Genomic DNA, 19,024 nt, shown 5'->3' on the forward strand with positions numbered 1-19,024 from the left:
CTTGCCTTTTAAAAAAAAGTCCGCCCAAAACACGGGGGACTTCATCTGTTGATTCACTAGAGCATTTCTGGTGAATACTGTCCAACTTTCAAGTCAATGAATGGACAGACACACCCAGCTGAAATCGTTACCCCTCCAGTCGGCGATTGAATCACACCCGGTCGGGTGACGAGTGCTCTCAAGCGTTTGTACCGCCTTCATCTGGCGATTCATTTCGGTTCATCAGGTGAAGGGCAGGCAGGGGACAGATACCCAGACCCATCGTCTCCACTTCCTGAGGGGCGAGGATCGACGGTTTTTCTGGAAGCGTAGACAGACACTGCTGCAACCACGCCAGCACGCGGCTCACATTGACACCGGCCTTCTCAGGGGCAAACGGCGACAAATACCCGATCGCGGAGCGGGCAAGCTTGCGAGCGCCGCGAATTTTTCCCCGTTTCAGCTGGTGCATCACCGCAGCCACTTGAATCAGGCCATGATAAAAATCGTTGTGCCGCTGGGTTTGCCACAGCTCTTCCAGTACTTCGTGTGCCTCCCAATACTCTTCGGCGTGATAATGTGAGAAAAAAGCAAGATACAGCGGATGAAAACCCATGGTGCTTTTCTTCACTCCCTTTCCTCCGCGTCGGCGATCAGGCGCCCCTTCACCCATACGCGAAGAACCCTGCAATTTTCGTCCGTCATCACGATATTGGCCCATTTCCCGGTCTCCAGACTGCCCATCCGATCATCCAATCCCAGTTTTTTCGCCGGTGCGAGGGATCCCATACGAACCGCTTCCCATAGGGGGATATGGGCGTAACGCGCCATATTGCGAACCGCTTCGTCCATCGTCAGCAAACTCCCGGCCAATCCGCCGTCCTCCAGTGTCGCTTTCCCCTCTTTGGCATATACGGTCAAACCGCCCAGCTCATACCTGCCATCCGGGAGCCCTACGGCACGAATGCCGTCGGAGATAAGCAACAGACTGTCCTTTTCCTTCACCTTGGCCAACAAGCGAATCACTGCGGGATGAACATGAAAACCGTCAGCGATCACTTCTGTTGTCAAGCGGTCATCCGTCAAAACCGCTCCGACTGTCCCCGGTTGACGGTGGTGAAGAACGGTCATGGCATTAAAACAGTGTGTGGCATGCGTCACACCGGCAGTGATGGCTTCCTGCATCTCCTCATATGTCGCACCTGTATGACCGGCAGAAACTACCACACCGCGGTCGACAAAACGCCGAATCAATTCCAGTGCTCCCGGACGTTCCGGGGCCAGTGTCACCCATCGCAGCCATCCGTCAGAGGCATTCCACGCCCATTCGGCATCCTCTGGTCGGGGATCGGAGATATACGCCGGGTTTTGCGCACCGCGATGACGTGGACAAATCCACGGCCCTTCCAGATGGACCCCCAATACTTCCGCCCCTTCTCGCATCCGTGGAGCTTCTGCAGCCACATTAGCCAACGCCTTCTCCAGACGCGGGCGATCCATTGTCATGGTCGTCGCCAAAAAGCCGGTAACCCCGTATCGTGCCAATGTTTTCGCCATGGTGCGAAGCGATGATGGCGTTCCGTCCATCACATCCGCCCCACCCGCACCATGAACATGTACATCAATCAAACCAGGCCAGATAAACCCGGTCGTTTTCTGCACAAACCCTCGTTTCCCATACTCCTCCAAATACGGGCCTACATAAAGAATCCGTTCCCCTTGAAAGACCACCATTCCGTCATCCAAGATTCCATCTGCCAGCACCACGCGACCGCATATGGCGGTCCACTCGCTCGAAGGCAACATTCCCTCACCTCACCCGTGCCCGTAGGGTGCACATGGTTTTCTCTCAGCTTAACCCGCTGAGGATACCTCGTCAACCGACCTTCTATAACGGATAAAAAGAAAAGCCCGCCGGGCGGGCAGGCAAAAGGGGTTCCATGCACATTCCATCAAAAGGGAAGGATAAAAGGCTTAATTGATATTGATTCTCAATATCAATTATAGAATACCTGATTTTGTCGGATCGGTCAATACCCACTCACAAAGAAAAAGACCAGGAGATTCCTGGCCACATGAAAGAGGGTCAAGATTAGGAGTTAAGAAGCGTGGTAGCTTGAAGCTACGGGCTGTTGCCAGCCTGATCCCATGAGTGGGTGTCATGGGATCTATGCACCGATGACCGGCACGATTGAGCAAGGAAGATGAACATCGTTCACCTTCGTTGGACATTGTACCATTATTCCCGAATTTTGTCGATATTTGCTTGAATTTTTCTTGACGAAAAGCATATTCGGCTAAGAGCGAACCCTTTTACGAAAGAACGGAAACATCTGGAACGAAAATGCACGTTTCTTTTCCTGCGAACGTTTCACGACGCGAAACAGGGAACGGATCTCTTTGTTTCTCGGGTCGGCTTCGACTGCCAACCGAAGGTGTTCTACGGCTTGATGAAATTCCCCCACTTGCATCAACACTTTGGCACAACGCTGGTGCAAAAGCGTGTCCCCTTCGTGATACCAGTTGGCGATTTCCAAATGCAACAGCGCCTGCCGCCGTCGGCCTGTCCCGGCATACACTTCTGCCAGCAGGGCGTGTCCTAGGCCGTCACGCGGGTTCAACTCCAAACCGCGCAGCAAATGCGATTCGGCCATTTGCAACGCCCCATCCGTTGCGAGCAGATACCGGGCGTATTCACGGTAGGCCGGGCTGAAATCGGGATGTTCCTGCAGGAGTTTGCGGTACATCTCTCCGGCTTCTTCCATTTTCTCCAACCGTTCGAAAATCATGGCAAGAAGCAAATATCCTTCGGCTGATTGCGGCATCTGTTGAAGCGCTTTTTCCACCGTTTCTTTCGCCGCTTCATAATGGCGCTTCCGGTACTCCAACCAAGCCAATTCCAGATAGTGAGAGGCTTGCGGATCCGATGCGATGCGGCGCATCAAACGCGCGCGGGAACGACGGTAATCAAGGGAACCCAAGAGCTTGTCCGAAGGCTGAAAAGACCAATCGGACCCCAGAGCCGTGCCGGAGCCTGCCATCAAAGATTCCTCCTCTTCCCTTTTTCTGCTCGATCCGAAGCATTTCACACCTATGCGATCACAACCGTGCCACGGAATAACGCTTTGATTGTATCGCATTCGACAAATCTTGTCACGGTTTTTCGACAAATTTTTCACGAAAAAAAGCGGGATTTTTCTCTCCCGCTCATTTTTTCCCATATGATTTACGTTGCGGATGATACGTTGGTGATGTGCTTCTGCATCCGCACCCGCGTGATGTAGTCCGTCTCGTAATATTCCAGTTCATCACGAAGCTGCTCAAAGATTTTGGAGAGTGACAACACGAGTTGGCGAAGCGACTTCGCCGGTTTCCGGCGGAACGAAATCGCGTCCATGCTGGTGTAGCAGTACCGTCCGTCCTCTTCGTACACCTCGTTCCGGGGATAGTAGAAATTGTACACGCATGTGTGCACAATTTCGCTGAGGACTTTTTCCGCGAAATCCTGATTAAACTTGGCACGACGGAGAACGAGGCTGACCTTCTCATAACCGATTTCGCAGGCCACGCTCAGGTGCCGAAGATCACTCAGAAATTCCCGGTAATATTCCTCCATCCCCTCTCGATCATCGGTCTCTTCCAATAGCTGCGGAACACTGGTGTAGTTCAGAAAGGACTCCAACATCGTCTTGGCTTCTTTCAGTTTTTCGCGAGTCAACACACACAACTCTTTGGTCTGCTCGGCAGGCATGCGGTTGCGAGTACCCCCTTGAAGAATCATACATATCGTTGGCTTCATCGATAAGTATAACATGTTTGGGGGGACTACAGACAGCGGAATCAATCACCAGAAGGTTTATCCCCAACAGCGACGCCCGTACGCAAGCCAAGGTCAGGACTGAACTGAAATGTCATTTTTCAAATATTGTCAATATATGCTTCAAAATTGATACAATGGATAGGAAAATAGGGTGATCCCATCTTTGATGAGAAGGAGCCAACCATGAAAGGCCATCTGTTCTCGCCGCTAAAAGTCCGTCCGTTCCGCCTGCTGATGACCGGTCAAATTTTTTCCGATCTGGGCAATTGGCTGGATTTCATCGCATTGAATGCCATTTTGGTGTTTCAGTGGAAAACGGGTCCGGGTGAAATGGGGATTTTTCTCGTCGTCTTCGGGTTGCCGTGGATCGTTTGTGGACCGCTCCTGGCAGTTTGGAGCGATCGTTACCCTCGCAAGACGATCATGATCTGCTGTGACATTGCCCGGGTGCTGCTCGTATTGGGACTATATTGGGTGGACAACTATTCCCTACTCCTGTTGCTCGTCTTTTTGAAGGGCACTTGCGGCGCGATGTTCGATCCTGCACGTCAAGGGGTGATCCGCAGCACCGTCCCAACACATCTGCTGAAACAAGCCAACGCACTCAGTCAGACGGTGCTGACTGCCACCAAAGTGCTCGGCCCATCACTGGGAGCGACACTTTTGATGATGACATCCCCGCAGACGGCCTTTCTCGTGGAAGCGGTCGGCTTTGCGCTATCCGCTTGTTTTTTGATGTTTTTACCGAAAACAAGACAGGTGGTAGTGGAAGAACGGAACACCCAGCCCTTTTGGTTGGAATTTCGCGAGGGAATCGGTCACATCGGGACGCGCCCCGTTCTCCTATTCGGTCTGATCTGTTCTTCCATCGCCATGTGGATGATCTTTTTGATTGAGGGCTTGGGTTCCGTTTGGACCCGCGTGATGGGCATGCCTTCCACCGCCTACGGCACGCTGGTGGCCGTGATCGGTTGCGGCAACGTGATCGGTTCGCTCGTGGTGGGAGCATGGCGAAAAGCACCGCCGCATCCGTTGGGGTTGATCCTAGGATCCCATGTGGTGTTCGGGCTATTGACAATGGTCAGCGGGCTGGGAAGCTTGGGATGGATGCCGCAGAATTTGGTCCTGTATGCCTGTGTGTGGGGAATGGTCGGTTTTGCTAACCCATTTTCCACGGTTTCCTTCAGTACCCTGTTGCAGACCGAAACCCCGGAACACTTGATGGGACGGGTGAGTAGTGTCGTCACCGCCGTACAAAACGCCGCCATCCTGATCGCCCCGTTGATCGGCGCTTGGCTGGCCGAGTGGATCGGGGTGAGCCGGGTGTTTATCGTCTCTGGTGCCGGATTGATCCTTTACGCTATGATCATGAGTATCCGCCTGCCCCGGTTGTTGCGCTCGACGAAGACAGTTCCTGCCGAACGGCAACATTCATTGCCGATGTGATGGCCTCGAACAATCTCAGGCATTGGAAGCCTACCGGCAACAGCGGTATGACAAGCTGACCAAATCTTGACCGAGAAAAGAGATAAGCTGCAGGCATTTATCGAGCAGAAACAGCAGGAGATGCAAAAGAAATACGAATGAACACAACAACGCGCCCCTTAATGATAAGGGGCGCTATGGTGATACTCGATCGTGCGAGCGATGATTTCATTCAGGTCTTCCGGGCCGATGGAAGACACGTCTCCACGGATGACGATGTGGGAGTTCAGTTCCTCTTCCTTCAACAGATCGTAAAGATCGGGGGAAACAGTCAGTACTAGCGTGGACAACTTCATCGCTTCCACCGGAATCACCTCTTCGGTGTTCGTTGATGTGCTGACTGTTAACCATTCCTTAATTTATTATGAACCGAGCCACGACGTGTTGCAACCTTGAGCCACCCAATTTTATCAGGGAAAAATCAAGGAAAAGTTATTGAATTCGGAGTAACCTCAATCGACCCGGACACAAATTGCAACTTCAGCGTACCAACAGGGCATGATCCACCTTGATGCAACGGTCCATCACGACAGTCATCCCGTGTTTTTTGGCATAATCAGCCGCTTCCTCATTCACAATCCCCTGTTGCAGCCACAGCACTTTAGCCCCCGCTTTCACCGCTTCCTCGGCAACTGGCATCACATGCTCACTGCGGCGGAACACGTCGACGATATCGATCGGCTCGTCGATCTCCAACAGCGAAGCATATGGCTTTTCTCCCAACACCGGGCCGGACAGATTGGGATTGACGGGAAAAATCCGGTAACCGGCATCCTGCATGGCTTTGGCGATCATATAGCTGGTTCGCTCCGGATTGTCGGACAAACCGACGACGGCGATGTTTCGGGCTGACGACAAAATTTCGCGCCGCTCGGCATCACTCGGATTTTGATGCATCACAACCGCTCCTTTACAAAGGTCTTGTCTGGTAATTCAAACGATTTGATCTGGATTCACCACTACTATACCGCAGGAGCAGACAAAAAACACCCGCTTCGATCTTAGACACTCCAATGCCCACATCTGTATCAATTTCTGGATGGAATATTTTTCTGTATTTTCAACAACGAAAATCCCAGGAATAATAGAAGTAAGGACAATGATTCCGCTTCCATTGTCCCCTTCACCTCCCCACCTGAGGAGCTGTGGATTGATCGTTGACTTTCATCACCGAGCGAGACGTGCCCATCCCTTGTGCGGTGTGAAGCGATTGATCCCATAGCTCCTTTTTTTAACCACTCCCATAAGATACTTGTATCTTGTATTTTCGGTCTTCTATCATTCCTCCAGCTTCGGCCACGGTGGCTGGGGCATGTTTCGTTCCCGGATCCGGTGGATTTCAGGCCCGAGGTCATATTCCACCCGATATTGCTCAAAGCTCCATATACCGTCCTGCCATTCGGCGGCCGTGAAGCAGGCGATCGGCCGTCCGTCCCGGGGGATGGAAACGTTGGAAACGTTCAACGCGACCTGCTCTCCCAATAACGTTACAGACGGCTGATGCCAATGACCCACAGCGATGACGCGTGCTCCCGTCTCACCGTAATATTTTTCGCCTTCCGCTCTTAACAGATCTGGACGAGGCAACGGTCGGTGCGTGGATGCCGGAGAAGCGTGGCATACCAACAAGGCTTGACCGGGAGCGGGATCAAATGTGAGCGTCACTGGCAACGAGCGGAGGAAGTCCAGCCGTTCTTCACCCAACCATTTTTGATTCCACTCTACATGGGCACGAAACCGTTCCAACCGCACCGGATCGGAACTGGCTTCCATCTCGATCGGAAGCAGTCCCGTTACCATATCGTCGCAATTACCGCGCACCATCTTGACGTTTTCCGCCCGTAAGATATCCACCACTTCCTCCGGGGAAGGACCCAGAAAGACCATATCCCCTGCACACGCCACGGCATCAAACGGTCCCCGTTCCCGAATCTCCCGTAACACCGCCTTCAGGGCTGTTACATTTCCATGAACGTCAGAAAACAAGGCGATTCGCATGCTTTCCCTCCTTTGCTTCCATCCGATATTTGATCTCCGTTTCTCCCACCACGCGGAACCCCAGTCGCTCGTACAAACGACGTGCGGGGTTCATTTTGAGCACCTGCAGCGTGACAGCCACCTCCTGCTGGTGCGCTTCCTCCAGCAACTGCCGGATCAGAGCCGTGCCGATCCCACGGTTTTGGAAGGTAGGCAACAGCTCAATATGACGCAGGTACCACTCATTCACTCGGCGATCCACAGCGAAAACGCCGGCGGGACGTCCGTCCACCTCGATAATCTGATCTGATCCGGGTTGGAATTTCCGTTTCATATCCGCCCGTTCGGCGGCATCGTCCCACCCGCGCAAACGCTCCACATACCGGCGCATGTTAGTTTTGTTCAGCGCGAAGACAAACATGAAATCTGCCTCCGTGGACGGACGCAACCGCACCTTCATACCAGCCATCCCCCTGCTTTTAAATAAGCCGCGCTCCGTTTCACTTCCTCTATCGGGGAAACCCCCTCCCTGCACGCATCCTGTTCGACGATGAACCATTCTGTCCCCGCTTCCGTTCCGGCCGTGATCACCGCGCCCACATCAAGCAGTCCGGAACCGACGGCGGCGAAAAAGTGATCCGGTGAATCCTCCATATCCTTCAGATGAATCATCAGTACGCGACCGGCATAGCGATGGATGTACTCTGCTTCTGACATTCCCGCTTTTTTCAACCAATAGACATCCAGTTCTACCTTCACGTCCGCCTCCGCTGTTTGCTCCAGCAACCAATCCAGCGCCGGTTGATTCTGCACCCGATGTTCCAATTCAAAGTCGTGGTGGTGATAACCGAACCGCAAACCGTGCTCGCAACATACGCGGGCAATGTTGATCAGATCGCGAGCCAACGCTTGCGCCCCCTCCAATTGGGTGATCCGCCCTGGCTCTACCCACGGGCAGATCAACGTGTCACATCCGATGGTCCGATGAAAGGCAATCACGTCCGGAAGGGCTGTTTTCAGCTCCTGCAATCCCACATGGCTGGCAATGGGGTGCAATCCGGTCTCCTGCAGCAACCGCCGGATCTCCTCTGCGGACTTTCCGTGAAATCCGGCAAATTCCACCCCACGGTAACCCATCCGGGCAATGGTGTGCAGCACGGTCGCCATATCTTGTTCCATTTCCCGCCGCAAGGTGTACAGTTGAAGTCCGATTTGAGGCATATGCATTTCCCTCCTCTGTTTCTTGCGAAATGTCTCTTCTAAGGCGTGTCTGGTGAATACTGTCCACGTTGTTTTCCAAATTCACTCCACCAGCGCCCTGCAAAGAAGCAGATCATAACCGCTCCGACCCTGAGCGCTGGACGCGGACAAAGTATGCTTCTCTTAGAGGAAATTTCCCCGATTCCATTTCTGCGCTTTCCGGGTCTTCTCTCGGCCAGGTGATCAGTCGATCACTTGAGAAAACATTGCCCCCTTTCGAAAATGACCAGACACACCTAGGCATGCCTGGTACATCCTCTAGGCAGGACACCTTCACATTTCGACCTTGGTCGGAATGTTCCTGTCGTTATTCGTCTACATGGCTGTATTTGTTTCGGTAATGGGACAGTGCCAACAGCGGCCATATGTAGCCATAACTGTGATAATGAACGTAAAATTGCCCCGCCAAGCCGGCGCCTGTCGGGTATCGGAAAACACGGGGATCTTGCTTTTCAAGCAGTTCCAGCAGACAACGGACGCCCGCCTTGATCTCCGGCGTCGGTCGGTCGTGAACTGCAATCAGTGCATCAAGGGCCCACGCTGTCTGGGAAGGCGTGCTGAAGGAAAGTGGTACATATCGCCGCTCCCGGTCTCCCCGACAAGATTCCCCCCAGCCACCGTCCCGACGTTGCGTGCGCAACAGCCAACGAACGACCCGTCGCACAGTCGGGTGACGCAGATCCCACCCCGCTGCGGCCAAACCGGTCAATGCGGCCCACGTTCCATACACGTACGTGATCCCCCAGCGGCCGAACCACGATCCGTCCCGCTGCTGATGTTCCGCCAACCAGGTGACAGCTTTTCTGATCACGGGATGACGGCGATCCAAGCCCGTGAACCGGCACACGCACTCCAGAGTTCGCCCTGTCAGGTCGGCTGTGGACGGATCGGTCCACACCGTGCGCGCGTCATGAAAAGGCAACAACCATTGCGGCCATTTCTTGTCCGTATTTTTTTCAAACGCCGACCAGCCGCCGTCGCGGTTCTGCATGGAAATCAACCAGGTCATGCCACGCTCCCACGCTGACCGATATTCGCCTCCTCGTTGACATACTGCCGGCGTCAAGGCGCGTAAACAGGCCGATGTGTCATCCATGTCCGGATTGATCGTGTTGATATCGGAAAAACCCCATCCTCCCGCAGGCACACCTGGATTTTTCAACGCCCAGTCCGTTCGTTTCGTCTGTTGACGGGACAACAGATAACGGAGACTCCGCTCGATGGCGGGGTGATCCGGCTTCAAACCGCTTTCCAACAGTGCGTGCTTGATCAGGGACGTATCCCATACCAAGGAATTGGTCTCCTGTAGATGAAGCCCCTCATCCAACGGATAGACAAACGCACGCAACCCCTGCATTGCCCGCACCAAGACCGGATGATCCTTGGGATAATCCAGCGCTAACAAGGCAAACACCATCAAAAACGTCGAGGTGAAGTAACTGTATAGCGTGCCGTCCGGTTCCAACCGCCAATCATGAACGCCTCCGCCCACTTCAACGCTGCCTCGCGTCTGGACAATGTTCCGAATGCTCCGGCGGGGTACGATGCGAATGCGCTGTTCACCCACTCGTTCAACGGCGAATCCGACAGGATAAACGGAAGCTCATCCGGTTTCATCTCCTTGGGATACCGATCCCAAGGGAGATGTCCCAATAGTGACAGGACTACTTGGGTGAGTGAACCCACATGCTGTAAGCCGCCTCGGTGCCGGACGTATTCGCGTACCCGTCTCGCGTCCCGACCCCTCTGTTGCCAAGCGCCAGCATACATCAGGGCCGCTGGCATCCACAGTTGCAGACAAATTTCCTTCGGTCTCATCTTCGTACACCCTCCAGATCCCGTCTTTGTCCTGTCTGGCCAGAATCCACTCCACCAATCCCTCTTCTAACCGTTTATCCCGCACTTCCAACAACTTCATCAGCAAGATCATATAGGCATCCGTCATAACGCCACTTTCAAAACAAAAAGTCCATCGGCCGTCGGCTTCCTGACAACGTAACAAGGATTCACGCAAACGATCGATCGTCGCTTCCACCCGTTCCATTAAAGACATGCCTCTCTCCCCCCGTTCTTTCTCCTAGCTACCTACCACCTTATTCAGCCAGGGAGAAAAAAAGAAAAGAGGCTACTACAAAGTGGTTGGCGTACCACGGTTCCGGGTGCACCGATTTTCCGTCGCGTGCGGAGTGAAGACGGGAAATCGGTGTTCGCGTACTTTGTCAACAACCTGAAAAAGGGTGATTCCATAGAAAAAGCCGGGTTCCCCCTTGAAAAGGGTTTGCCCGGCTACTGATGATAGGTCCAATTCATACGGGGCCCATACCCGTTTTCACTCTAACACTGCTTCTGAAGAGGAGGGAGTTTCCCGCCGATTCACCCACTCCTTAAAACGCCCGCGCATACTGCTTGGGCAACACGGGAGACCGTCCCAACTCCAACGCCGCGTGGTTGGCCCAATACGGATCGCGCAACATAGCCCGTCCGATGGCTACCATATCAGCTTGCCCATTTTGCAGCACCATTTCCGCCACTTTCGGATCATCCAAACCACCGACGGCGATTACCGGCACCCCCACCGCTTCCCGAATGGCAGCGGCAAACGGTACCTGGTATCCAGGTACACCCGTCTTGATCGGCGGAGCCACAGGGCTTTCGCCACCGCTGCTTACGTCAAACGCGTCCACCCCCAGCTCATGGAACAGACGGCAACGCTCGATCGTATCTTCCAAAGTGTACCCGCCTTCCGTATATTCCACAGCCGACAGTCTCATCAAAAGCGGCATGTCGTCAGGAATCCGTTGGCGAACCGTCTGAATCACCTCGGCAGCAAACCGTTCCGGTTCTCCGTATTCATCTGTCCGACGGTTGGAAAGTTTGGACAGGAATTGATGGATCAAATACCCATGAGCACCGTGCAATTCGATCGTATCGAATCCGGCCGCCACCGCCCGCTCCGCAGCCTTTCCGAAGGCCTCTACCAATTCCTTGACTTCGTCGGTGGTCAACTCATGCGGTACACGAAACCGGTCCGAAAACGGAACAGCTGACGGTGCCTGGGGACGAAGGCTGTCCGACTCCGCTTTTCGACCTGCGTGCGCGATTTGGATACCCACTTTGGCCCCGTATTGGTGACATGCTTCCACGATGCGCCGGAACGATGGAATGTGTTCATCCGACCAAATTCCCAGGTCCTTGTCGGTGATGCGACCGTCCGGATGTACGTCCGTCATTTCGATCATGATCAGACCCGTTCCGCCGACGGCCCGGGAAACATAGTGAACGTAATGCCAGTCGTTGGGATGACCGTCCAAAGTGTCCACGCTATACTGACACATCGGAGACATCATGATACGGTTTTTGACTGTCATTCCACGCAATGTGATGGGATCGAACAAACCAGCCATCGCTTCTTCCACTCCTCCATCGCGAATGTGCCGTTCTTTTTTATCATAGCAAAAATATCATCCAAAAGTGAAGCAGATTGCAAAAGATAAGTTGTTATGGATGAATTAGTAAATGATAAGGTTTCCTTGTGGGATGAGAGGTTATCGTCCATTTTTGATTCCCTTTTTTCCACTTCCCTATTCCAGTTTGCATACAATACCCCAAGAATCGATCTTGATGATTCCTCCCATTAAGTCGGAATACCAAGCCGAATCCAAACAATCACTTCCTTTTGGATCAGTGTGTTCTTCGCACGAAGCTGCCAGGACATCCAAACAAATCCGCAAATGAAAATCATTTGTATGATCCATACAACGTTCACTTGATGTTTGTGAAAAGAAAGTGTACGATTATAACAGCTACTTGATAATAATGATTTTAATTAAGGCAGGGAAATGATGTGAAAACATATGATTACCATCACCTGAATCACGTAAAAGAACAGCAATCATCAAAGAAAACATTATGGATTACCCTATTGCTGACTTTAGTTTTTACAGTCGTAGAGATTGTAGGTGGTTTGTTATCCAATTCTCTCGCGCTATTGTCCGATTCGGCTCACATGATTTCGGATGTTCTCGCTTTGGGATTGAGCTTGACTGCTAGTTATCTGGCAACACGACACCCAAATCGGAAATACACATTCGGTTTCCTTCGTTTTGAGATTATCGCTTCATTCCTAAATGGGCTGGCACTCGTCGTGATTGCCATTGGCATCTTCATTGAGGGTATACACCGATTGATTCAACCGCGAGACATTCACATGCAGCTGATGTTGATGATCGCTGCGGTGGGGTTGTTGGTAAACATTGTTCTCACCATCATTCTCAGCCGAAGCTCAAAGGAAGAAGAGAATTTGAACATTAAAAGTGCACTCTGGCACTTTATGGGAGACTTACTCAGTTCCGTCGGGATTATTGCTTCCTCCGTTTTGATATACTTTACAGGTTATTCCATTTTCGATCCATTAATCAGTATGATCATCGGTGGGATCATTTTCTACGGAGGTGCAAAGATTATCCGAGAATCGTTTCTGATTTTGATGGAAGCGGTCCCTGACAAGTTTGATCTTGATTCCATCCGCCAGGAAATCAGCAAGGTGGAAGGGGTAAAGGATGTCCATGAATTGCATTTGTGGGCTGTTTCTACTGACCACTACTCCTTAACGGCACATGTTTTCATTCAGGAAGATGTTCAACCGTTTGAGGTGATCCAAGCAATCAATCATATCCTCAAAGAAAAATATGGCATCCAACATTCGACCATTCAAACCGAACATCCTGCTATTCATGATCATGGAGATTATGGAAAACAATTTATAATGACAAAATGCTAAAAACCACTGCTTGACTAACCGAAACATTGTTCAAAATAAAATTAATATTATGATCTTTATGTAATATGATTCAGACACATCCTACAACGCCCTGGGCAATATCCATCCCATCAAAAGCAAATGTCAAGCAGACCCGATGGTCTGCTTGACAAAGCTTCGTGGAAAGGCGTCATCCGCTCGCGACACCGGGTTCCTCATCCTCCCACTCTTGAATCGCTGTGCTCAAAGGGACAGGTGTGAATTCGCCAGCCTGGATAAACCCAAACAAACAACCAGAGCACCCTCCGCTTTTCACGAGGCCTCTTTTTCATTTATTCATCCATTTTTTCAACAGGGCGTTCAACAATTGCCGTCCGAATTCCTGCACGGAGAAATCTCCAGCTCCTTTTTGTATATAGTAGGCCCGTTTCACCATCTCAATCATCCAAACCGGGACCTTCTTCCCCGCAATATACGGATAGTACAAATGATAGGCTTGGACGAGGTGATCCCAGCGTCCATCATTGCCCGGTTTCACATATTCGGACACATCGATGAGTTTGGCGTGGCCATCTTGCAACAGCACGTTTTTCAGATGGATATCACGCGGATTCAAGCCGACACTCCGTGCGTACCGCCGTGCTTCCTCCACTTCATCGATGATATTTTCGGGGATGTTCACGCCCTGGACCAGACAATCGTACAAAGTCATGCCTTCCTCGTAGCTCAATACGAGATATCGGTCTCCCGCACCATGACAGTCGGCAAAGTAAGGGGAACCGGCCAGCCGTTGATATGCCCGATATTCGCCCTCTTTGGCGTCCACCCGTTCCTTCGTGTACACCTTAAACACGATATCCGGGTATTCCGGGTGTCGTACGACCACCGCATCCGTACCAACGCCGATCAATTCCAACGGCGGCGGCAAATACTTGACAGTGACGGGCTCATTTTCCGGGTTGTACTCCAACTCGATTTGCTCTAACAGCGGTTCAACCGGTTTCCAAAACATCCAGGCCCTCCTCGCTGGTTGAAAGCTCGCGTTTTCGCGACGACATTTCTTTTCGATCCCGTTGGCCGCCGCCTTCTTTTTCGGTCGCATCGATCCAAGCTTCCCCTACTTCGGTTATACTGAAACGGGGAAAAAGGAGGGATACGATGCAAAGAAGCGCATCTATTATCAGTCTGATCGCAGGTGATCTGTTGGTATTGGTGTTGTTCACCGTGATCGGCCGAATCAGCCACAGCCTGCCATTGGCCGTTGGTGCCATACTTTGGACCACGTTTCCATTTGCGCTTGCTTGGTTGGTGATCGCCCCGTTGATGGGGCTGTACCGCCCAGACGTTCAAACCCGTTTTCTTTCCGTCACTTGGCGCGTAGGGCTGGCGGTGTTGGTTGCCGCGCCGCTAGGCTCATATTTGCGTGGCATTTTTCTCGGGCACCATATCATTTTCATTTTTTACGTGGTCACGACAGTCACACTTTTGTTGATGATGTGGTTGTGGCGATGGGGATTTACCTGGTGGCGACGTCAATCCCGATGATGACGAGTGCCAGCATACAGACATACAACCCCGTTGTCCAATACAAAACACGGATGGATTGGCAAATATGACGCGGATGCAACGTCTCCGTCGGATCGCCCAAATGCCCCCGATGAGAAGGGACGCCCCTGTACCAATTGGTTCCGCCCAACCGGATATGCAAGCCGCCGGCCATCGCGGCCTCGGGAATGCCGCTGTTTGGGCTGGGATGGAGATGTGCGTCTCTCTTTATTATTTGCCATGCACGACGCCCATCCAAACGTAATATCCACATGGCCGCTAACATGGGCCATATGGTCAAACGGGCCGGCAGCCAATTGGCGAGATCGTCCAGCCGGGCGGAAGCCCATCCCAAATACAGATACCGCTCATCCCGATACCCGACCATGGCGTCCAGCGTGTTGACCGCCCGATACGCCATCGCCAGCGGGGCACCGCCGATCGCCGCAAAAAACAACGGCGCCGTCACCGCATCCACGATATTTTCGGCGATCGTCTCCACCGCCCCGCGCACGATTTCCCTATCATCCAACCGCTCGGTATCCCTGCCCACCACCATGGATAACGCACGCCTTGATTCTGTCAGATCCCCTTTGACCAGCGGTGACCAGATCGACCTGCCCGCGTCCGCCAATCCTTTCGTGGCGATGGTGATGGCGACGAGTACCGTTTCCACTCCCCACCCCAACCATGGGTGGACGGCATTAGCCAATTTTACCAACAACCCTGTGACGGCAAACGCTCCTCCCGCCACCACAACCGGCAAAACGATCCCCAGCAGACGAGTGCGCATTGGTGTAAGTGTTCCCCTTTCTTTCCATCTGCCCATGATGCGCCGCAACTGCTTTTCGGTCGCCGCAATCGCTTTCCCCATACCGATGACTGGATGCGGCAGACAGCGGGGATCGCCGATCAGCCGGTCCAATATGTACGCGACCAGCAACATCCATGCAGTCATCATCCGCGCAACGCCTCGATCACCGCGCAGTATACAGCTTGTCCGACTGCTTGTCCCAGAGGAGTGGCCAACCCGGCATAATGATGTACCACGTCTTCCAAGATACGCTGGGAAACCGCCACTGCCACCACATCGGTCGTCGTTCCCGTCGCCTGATCCCCGTCCCTATCCGTTACGTCCAGTACCTGCAATGCAGCCGTTTTCGCTTCGGTTGCCGTCATCACCACGTTAACCATGGCGGCTTCGGTCAGCCGACCGTCCACCAACAACAGGATATTAATCGTTCCCGGCGACGGCACATCCGTATAAACAGGCCCCGGTTTTCCCGCCCGCGCCGCATTGCTCACCCCTGCCGTCACCACAGCCGTCACCGTTACCCCTGTTTCCGACCTCTTCACCACAGCGGCCCGGTCCGTCCATGCCGCTGTCAACAGAACAACGGTCTGTTCAGCATCAAATCCGTGATCCGCCATCCACTCTTTTGTCTCACGGATGGGGTCCGCCTCACAATATCCATGCGGTACGTGCCGATTCACCAGAAGGTTGGTCCGGCACCAACCGCCATTGACCGGTGCGTTGCTGAGCACACTCCACTCTCGCTCCATCCGAACGGCTACATAATCAGCCCCGATGCGATAGGAGACACCATTTTCCGTCCATTGTCGTATCTGCGTCGAATGCATGTCAACCTCCGGGTTCTGCTTGGTTCTTTTTCTATCATATCGGAAATGGGAGAGGAAAACGATGGGATGAGCAAAAAAGAAAAACCTGTTGGGCAAACCCAACAGGTTTTTGGTGTGAAGACTACAGCAACAGCAGACCGTACACCACCGCAACGGCGAAACGGTAGAGAGCAAACGGGGTCAGCTTCACCTTGTCGATCAGCTTGAGGAAGTATTTGATTGCCAACATCGCCACCACAAACGCGGTGACAAACCCTGTGATGAACAGAGGCAGATCGTGAACGGACAGCATGTTCCAACTGTCATACAAATCTTTGGCCGAAGCGGCCACCATCATGGGTACAGCAAGGATAAACGTGAACTCCGAGGCTGTTTTGTGGTTCATGCCCACCAACAATCCGCCCGAGATCGTCGAACCGGACCGCGAAAATCCGGGCCACAGGGCCAAGCATTGAAACAACCCGACCGTAAACGCCTGTCCATATGTTACCTGGTCCAGACTGGTGGCTTTGGGGCGCGCCCGGCGAAACACCTCCGCGATGATCATGATCACCCCGCCGGCGACCAGACCGATCAGTACGGTTTTGGCAGTAAATAAATTCTGTTTGATATAATCGTGGAACAATCCGCCCACGATCACGGCAGGAATCATTCCGCACAAGATATGAAGCGCATTGAGATGTCCTTTTTGCCCATTGGTCCCTTCTCCCGGTAACTTGTACAATCCGACGATGCTGAGGATTCGCTTCCAGAAGACCACCACAACGGCCAAAATCGAGCCCAGCTGAACGACCACTTCAAAGGTGGAAGCACGATCTGTACCTTGAAATCCGAGCAGATGACCGACCAAAATCATGTGACCGGTGGAAGAAACGGGCGCAAACTCCGTCAACCCTTCCACTATGCCTAAGATAAGACCGATGATGATATCTGGCATGTTGTTTCAACTCCATGTTCTTATTGATGATGATTCCGATTATTGCTCCGGTGCGTTCCCAGACCATTCTCTTGTCGAGGGCACCACCTCTTCATTTCCAAAACTGTGACATAGCGTTTTGATCCCCAATGCACTATTATTCAACGCTTATTGTAACAAAGTGTTTCACCCGCACTCCATATTCCGGGCGCACAGTTCAATAAAAAGAAACTGGATTCATTATCCGACCTTCAGTCAAACACGAAAAAATAAAAATGAGATGAAAAACAGGTGAACAAAAGGAAAAGGATAATTTTCCCACCTGAATGCGGATGTCAGTTTCTCAGAAAATGTTACAATTGTCAAGTGAAGAAGGAGACACACAAATGGCTCAAAGGACAGCATCCGCGCAAGATTGAGGGAATGAAATGTCCGGGTGTGGCTATTTGATCTCAACCAAGTTTCTTGAGGAGGATGTGGTGATGGACATTCTGCAATTCGCGCAACTGTTGAACCGGGTGAGGGAAATGCGCCCGTTGGTCCATCATATCACCAACGCGGTGACGATCAACGATTGTGCCAATATCACCCTGCACACCGGCGGTGCTCCTGTCATGGCACATGCACCGGAAGAAGTGGAGGAAATGGTGGGATTGGCGTCCTCATTGGTGCTGAACATCGGCACGTTGACGTCATCTCAGGTGGAAGCCATGCTATTGGCAGGGAAACAAGCAAACCACCGCGGCATCCCTGTGGTGGTGGACCCAGTGGGTGCCGGTGCGACTCGTTTTCGTACGGAAAGCGTCCGGCGCATACTAGAGGAGGTTCAAGTGGCTATCTTAAAGGGGAATGCTGCGGAAATCGCCACATTGGCTGGGGAGCGCGCCGAAGTGCGTGGTGTAGACGCCGGGGAAGTGGCCGTAGATCCCATTCAGACAGCTGAAACGCTGGCCCGGCAACTCAACTCCGTAGTGGTGGTGACGGGAAAAACGGACATCATCACCGACGGTACTCGAACAGCTTGTATTGACAACGGACATCCCATGATGGGCTGCATCACCGGAACCGGCTGTATGGGCGCCTCCGTCCTCGGTTGTTTTGCTCCGGTAGTTGACGATCCTTGGGTTGCGGCTGTCGCCGCCGTCACTGCCTACACGATCGCGGGAGAGATCGGCGGAGAACAGGCGGACGGACCTGGCAGTTTCAAATGGCGGTTCTTCGATGCGATGGCCGGGCTGAACGCTGAAATGATTGCGGAGAAAGCGAAAATCCGGCAGGTCGCACCCTCACCGAATCCTTGAGGGGTTCATCCCCCCTTCGCGCATGATCTCGATCAAACGATCAAATGCTGGCGAAGGGGGAATTACATCCCCGGCCGCGAAACGTTGGATTGTCCGAGCGACGAGCGACCATGACCAAATGAATCATTCGATTCCGATCCAAAAATCAGTTTTTTTGGCAAAATATGCGTATAATATGAAATAAGAAGAGAAGGAGCCCTTGTTGACACTCCACACGGCTAAAGTCGTGGGATTCTTGAGTGGTTAACGCCCTCAGTCCATTTCTGTTTCGGGCAACCCTCAAGCTAGGGCTGTGTCATCAGCCCATCCCACCCGGTTAGCACGTACCCGCTATCTGAATA

General features: G+C 52.6%; 20 protein-coding genes and 1 pseudogene. 4 read left to right on the forward strand and 17 right to left on the reverse strand.

All coding sequences use genetic code 11. The annotated features are described in order from the left end of the window. Positions 1-178: 178 nt before the first annotated feature. From NWF35_RS15950 to NWF35_RS15965, 4 genes are all read right to left on the reverse strand, one after another. Complete coding sequence (locus NWF35_RS15950) at positions 179-610, reverse strand: DUF309 domain-containing protein (protein WP_301240451.1); 432 nt, start codon at positions 608-610, stop codon at positions 179-181. Then, entirely contained in the window at positions 607-1,785 is a 1,179-nt protein-coding gene (gene nagA, locus NWF35_RS15955; protein ID WP_301240453.1) for an N-acetylglucosamine-6-phosphate deacetylase, read from the reverse strand. Before nagA ends, NWF35_RS15950 begins: the two co-directional genes overlap by 4 nt. A gap of 491 nt (positions 1,786-2,276) precedes the next feature. Then, positions 2,277-3,020: a tetratricopeptide repeat protein gene (locus NWF35_RS15960; RefSeq protein WP_301240455.1), complete on the reverse strand. Its 744-nt coding sequence runs from the start codon at positions 3,018-3,020 to the stop codon at positions 2,277-2,279. 185 nt (positions 3,021-3,205) lie between these two features. After that, a complete protein-coding gene (locus NWF35_RS15965; protein ID WP_301240457.1) occupies positions 3,206-3,730 on the reverse strand; it encodes a DUF3907 family protein in 525 nt (174 codons plus the stop codon). A 252-nt stretch (positions 3,731-3,982) separates the two neighbouring features. Between NWF35_RS15965 and NWF35_RS15970 the strand changes: the two genes are divergently transcribed. Beyond that, the gene (locus NWF35_RS15970) at positions 3,983-5,245 is read left to right on the forward strand and encodes an MFS transporter (RefSeq protein ID WP_301240459.1); all 1,263 of its coding nucleotides are present in this window, start codon (positions 3,983-3,985) and stop codon (positions 5,243-5,245) included. Positions 5,246-5,403: 158 nt separating this feature from the next. On the opposite strand, the gene NWF35_RS15975 is transcribed toward NWF35_RS15970, so the two are convergent. From NWF35_RS15975 to NWF35_RS16015, 9 genes and pseudogenes are all read right to left on the reverse strand, one after another. After that, complete coding sequence (locus NWF35_RS15975) at positions 5,404-5,589, reverse strand: hypothetical protein (protein ID WP_205493504.1); 186 nt, start codon at positions 5,587-5,589, stop codon at positions 5,404-5,406. A gap of 175 nt (positions 5,590-5,764) precedes the next feature. After that, the gene (locus tag NWF35_RS15980) at positions 5,765-6,181 is read right to left on the reverse strand and encodes a CoA-binding protein (RefSeq protein ID WP_435873924.1); all 417 of its coding nucleotides are present in this window, start codon (positions 6,179-6,181) and stop codon (positions 5,765-5,767) included. A 381-nt stretch (positions 6,182-6,562) separates the two neighbouring features. Continuing rightward, entirely contained in the window at positions 6,563-7,282 is a 720-nt protein-coding gene (locus NWF35_RS15985; protein ID WP_301240461.1) for a metallophosphoesterase family protein, read from the reverse strand. Then, a complete protein-coding gene (locus tag NWF35_RS15990; protein ID WP_301240463.1) occupies positions 7,260-7,721 on the reverse strand; it encodes a GNAT family N-acetyltransferase in 462 nt (153 codons plus the stop codon). The genes NWF35_RS15985 and NWF35_RS15990 overlap by 23 nt, the downstream gene beginning before the upstream one ends. Next, on the reverse strand, positions 7,718-8,482 hold the full coding sequence (locus NWF35_RS15995) for a sugar phosphate isomerase/epimerase family protein (RefSeq protein ID WP_301240465.1): 765 nt from the start codon (positions 8,480-8,482) through the stop codon (positions 7,718-7,720). The genes NWF35_RS15990 and NWF35_RS15995 overlap by 4 nt, the downstream gene beginning before the upstream one ends. A gap of 346 nt (positions 8,483-8,828) precedes the next feature. Continuing rightward, entirely contained in the window at positions 8,829-10,013 is a 1,185-nt protein-coding gene (locus NWF35_RS16000) for a prenyltransferase/squalene oxidase repeat-containing protein (RefSeq protein ID WP_301240466.1), read from the reverse strand. Beyond that, positions 9,938-10,339, reverse strand: coding sequence for a hypothetical protein (locus tag NWF35_RS16005; protein ID WP_363321630.1), 402 nt, complete (start codon positions 10,337-10,339; stop codon positions 9,938-9,940). Before NWF35_RS16005 ends, NWF35_RS16000 begins: the two co-directional genes overlap by 76 nt. Continuing rightward, positions 10,314-10,574, reverse strand: a pseudogene (locus NWF35_RS16010) (squalene--hopene cyclase); the annotation flags it as partial. The pseudogene NWF35_RS16010 and the gene NWF35_RS16005, both read right to left, overlap by 26 nt. Positions 10,575-10,905: 331 nt before the next feature. Beyond that, the gene (locus tag NWF35_RS16015) at positions 10,906-11,925 is read right to left on the reverse strand and encodes an NADH:flavin oxidoreductase/NADH oxidase (RefSeq protein ID WP_301240468.1); all 1,020 of its coding nucleotides are present in this window, start codon (positions 11,923-11,925) and stop codon (positions 10,906-10,908) included. Positions 11,926-12,365: 440 nt separating this feature from the next. Between NWF35_RS16015 and NWF35_RS16020 the strand changes: the two genes are divergently transcribed. Further along, on the forward strand, positions 12,366-13,301 hold the full coding sequence (locus tag NWF35_RS16020; protein ID WP_301240469.1) for a cation diffusion facilitator family transporter: 936 nt from the start codon (positions 12,366-12,368) through the stop codon (positions 13,299-13,301). A 307-nt stretch (positions 13,302-13,608) separates the two neighbouring features. Here the strand turns inward: NWF35_RS16020 and NWF35_RS16025 are convergent, their stop codons facing one another. Further along, positions 13,609-14,292: a serine/threonine protein kinase gene (locus tag NWF35_RS16025; RefSeq protein ID WP_301240470.1), complete on the reverse strand. Its 684-nt coding sequence runs from the start codon at positions 14,290-14,292 to the stop codon at positions 13,609-13,611. 146 nt (positions 14,293-14,438) lie between these two features. Here NWF35_RS16025 and NWF35_RS16030 point away from each other — a divergent pair, with 146 nt between their 5' ends. Continuing rightward, the gene (locus NWF35_RS16030) at positions 14,439-14,825 is read left to right on the forward strand and encodes a DUF3054 domain-containing protein (RefSeq protein WP_301240471.1); all 387 of its coding nucleotides are present in this window, start codon (positions 14,439-14,441) and stop codon (positions 14,823-14,825) included. Here the strand turns inward: NWF35_RS16030 and cbiB are convergent. The 3 genes from cbiB to bacA form a co-directional block, all read right to left on the reverse strand. Further along, positions 14,797-15,786: an adenosylcobinamide-phosphate synthase CbiB gene (cbiB, locus tag NWF35_RS16035; protein ID WP_301240472.1), complete on the reverse strand. Its 990-nt coding sequence runs from the start codon at positions 15,784-15,786 to the stop codon at positions 14,797-14,799. The genes NWF35_RS16030 and cbiB overlap by 29 nt on opposite strands. After that, positions 15,783-16,466 carry an adenosylcobinamide amidohydrolase gene (locus NWF35_RS16040; RefSeq protein WP_301240473.1) on the reverse strand — a complete coding sequence of 228 codons (684 nt, stop codon included), beginning with the start codon at positions 16,464-16,466 and terminating at the stop codon, positions 15,783-15,785. Before NWF35_RS16040 ends, cbiB begins: the two co-directional genes overlap by 4 nt. A 121-nt stretch (positions 16,467-16,587) precedes the next feature. Then, the gene (gene bacA / locus NWF35_RS16045; RefSeq protein ID WP_301240475.1) at positions 16,588-17,403 is read right to left on the reverse strand and encodes an undecaprenyl-diphosphate phosphatase; all 816 of its coding nucleotides are present in this window, start codon (positions 17,401-17,403) and stop codon (positions 16,588-16,590) included. A 461-nt stretch (positions 17,404-17,864) separates the two neighbouring features. Between bacA and thiM the strand changes: the two genes are divergently transcribed. After that, on the forward strand, positions 17,865-18,683 hold the full coding sequence (gene thiM / locus NWF35_RS16050; protein WP_435873925.1) for a hydroxyethylthiazole kinase: 819 nt from the start codon (positions 17,865-17,867) through the stop codon (positions 18,681-18,683). Positions 18,684-19,024: the final 341 nt, after the last annotated feature.

It is taken from the genome of Polycladomyces subterraneus, assembly GCF_030433435.1.
GTDB classification, from domain to species: domain Bacteria; phylum Bacillota; class Bacilli; order Thermoactinomycetales; family JIR-001; genus Polycladomyces; species Polycladomyces subterraneus.

What these genes read in the sequence shown, in the direction of transcription:
- NWF35_RS16040 (WP_301240473.1), bottom strand. Translation starts at nt 16,466, where the DNA reads ATGCATTCGACGCAGATACGACAATGGACGGAAAATGGTGTCTCCTAT.
- NWF35_RS15985 (WP_301240461.1), bottom strand. Translation starts at nt 7,282, where the DNA reads ATGCGAATCGCCTTGTTTTCTGACGTTCATGGAAATGTAACAGCCCTG.
- NWF35_RS15995 (WP_301240465.1), bottom strand. Translation starts at nt 8,482, where the DNA reads ATGCCTCAAATCGGACTTCAACTGTACACCTTGCGGCGGGAAATGGAA.
- NWF35_RS16015 (WP_301240468.1), bottom strand. Translation starts at nt 11,925, where the DNA reads ATGGCTGGTTTGTTCGATCCCATCACATTGCGTGGAATGACAGTCAAA.
- NWF35_RS15980 (WP_435873924.1), bottom strand. Translation starts at nt 6,181, where the DNA reads ATGCATCAAAATCCGAGTGATGCCGAGCGGCGCGAAATTTTGTCGTCA.
- NWF35_RS15965 (WP_301240457.1), bottom strand. Translation starts at nt 3,730, where the DNA reads ATGCCTGCCGAGCAGACCAAAGAGTTGTGTGTGTTGACTCGCGAAAAA.
- NWF35_RS16030 (WP_301240471.1), top strand. Translation starts at nt 14,439, where the DNA reads ATGCAAAGAAGCGCATCTATTATCAGTCTGATCGCAGGTGATCTGTTG.
- NWF35_RS15960 (WP_301240455.1), bottom strand. Translation starts at nt 3,020, where the DNA reads ATGGCAGGCTCCGGCACGGCTCTGGGGTCCGATTGGTCTTTTCAGCCT.
- bacA (WP_301240475.1), bottom strand. Translation starts at nt 17,403, where the DNA reads ATGCCAGATATCATCATCGGTCTTATCTTAGGCATAGTGGAAGGGTTG.
- cbiB (WP_301240472.1), bottom strand. Translation starts at nt 15,786, where the DNA reads ATGATGACTGCATGGATGTTGCTGGTCGCGTACATATTGGACCGGCTG.
- NWF35_RS16005 (WP_363321630.1), bottom strand. Translation starts at nt 10,339, where the DNA reads ATGAGACCGAAGGAAATTTGTCTGCAACTGTGGATGCCAGCGGCCCTG.
- NWF35_RS16025 (WP_301240470.1), bottom strand. Translation starts at nt 14,292, where the DNA reads ATGTTTTGGAAACCGGTTGAACCGCTGTTAGAGCAAATCGAGTTGGAG.
- nagA (WP_301240453.1), bottom strand. Translation starts at nt 1,785, where the DNA reads ATGTTGCCTTCGAGCGAGTGGACCGCCATATGCGGTCGCGTGGTGCTG.
- thiM (WP_435873925.1), top strand. Translation starts at nt 17,865, where the DNA reads ATGGACATTCTGCAATTCGCGCAACTGTTGAACCGGGTGAGGGAAATG.
- NWF35_RS15990 (WP_301240463.1), bottom strand. Translation starts at nt 7,721, where the DNA reads ATGAAGGTGCGGTTGCGTCCGTCCACGGAGGCAGATTTCATGTTTGTC.
- NWF35_RS15970 (WP_301240459.1), top strand. Translation starts at nt 3,983, where the DNA reads ATGAAAGGCCATCTGTTCTCGCCGCTAAAAGTCCGTCCGTTCCGCCTG.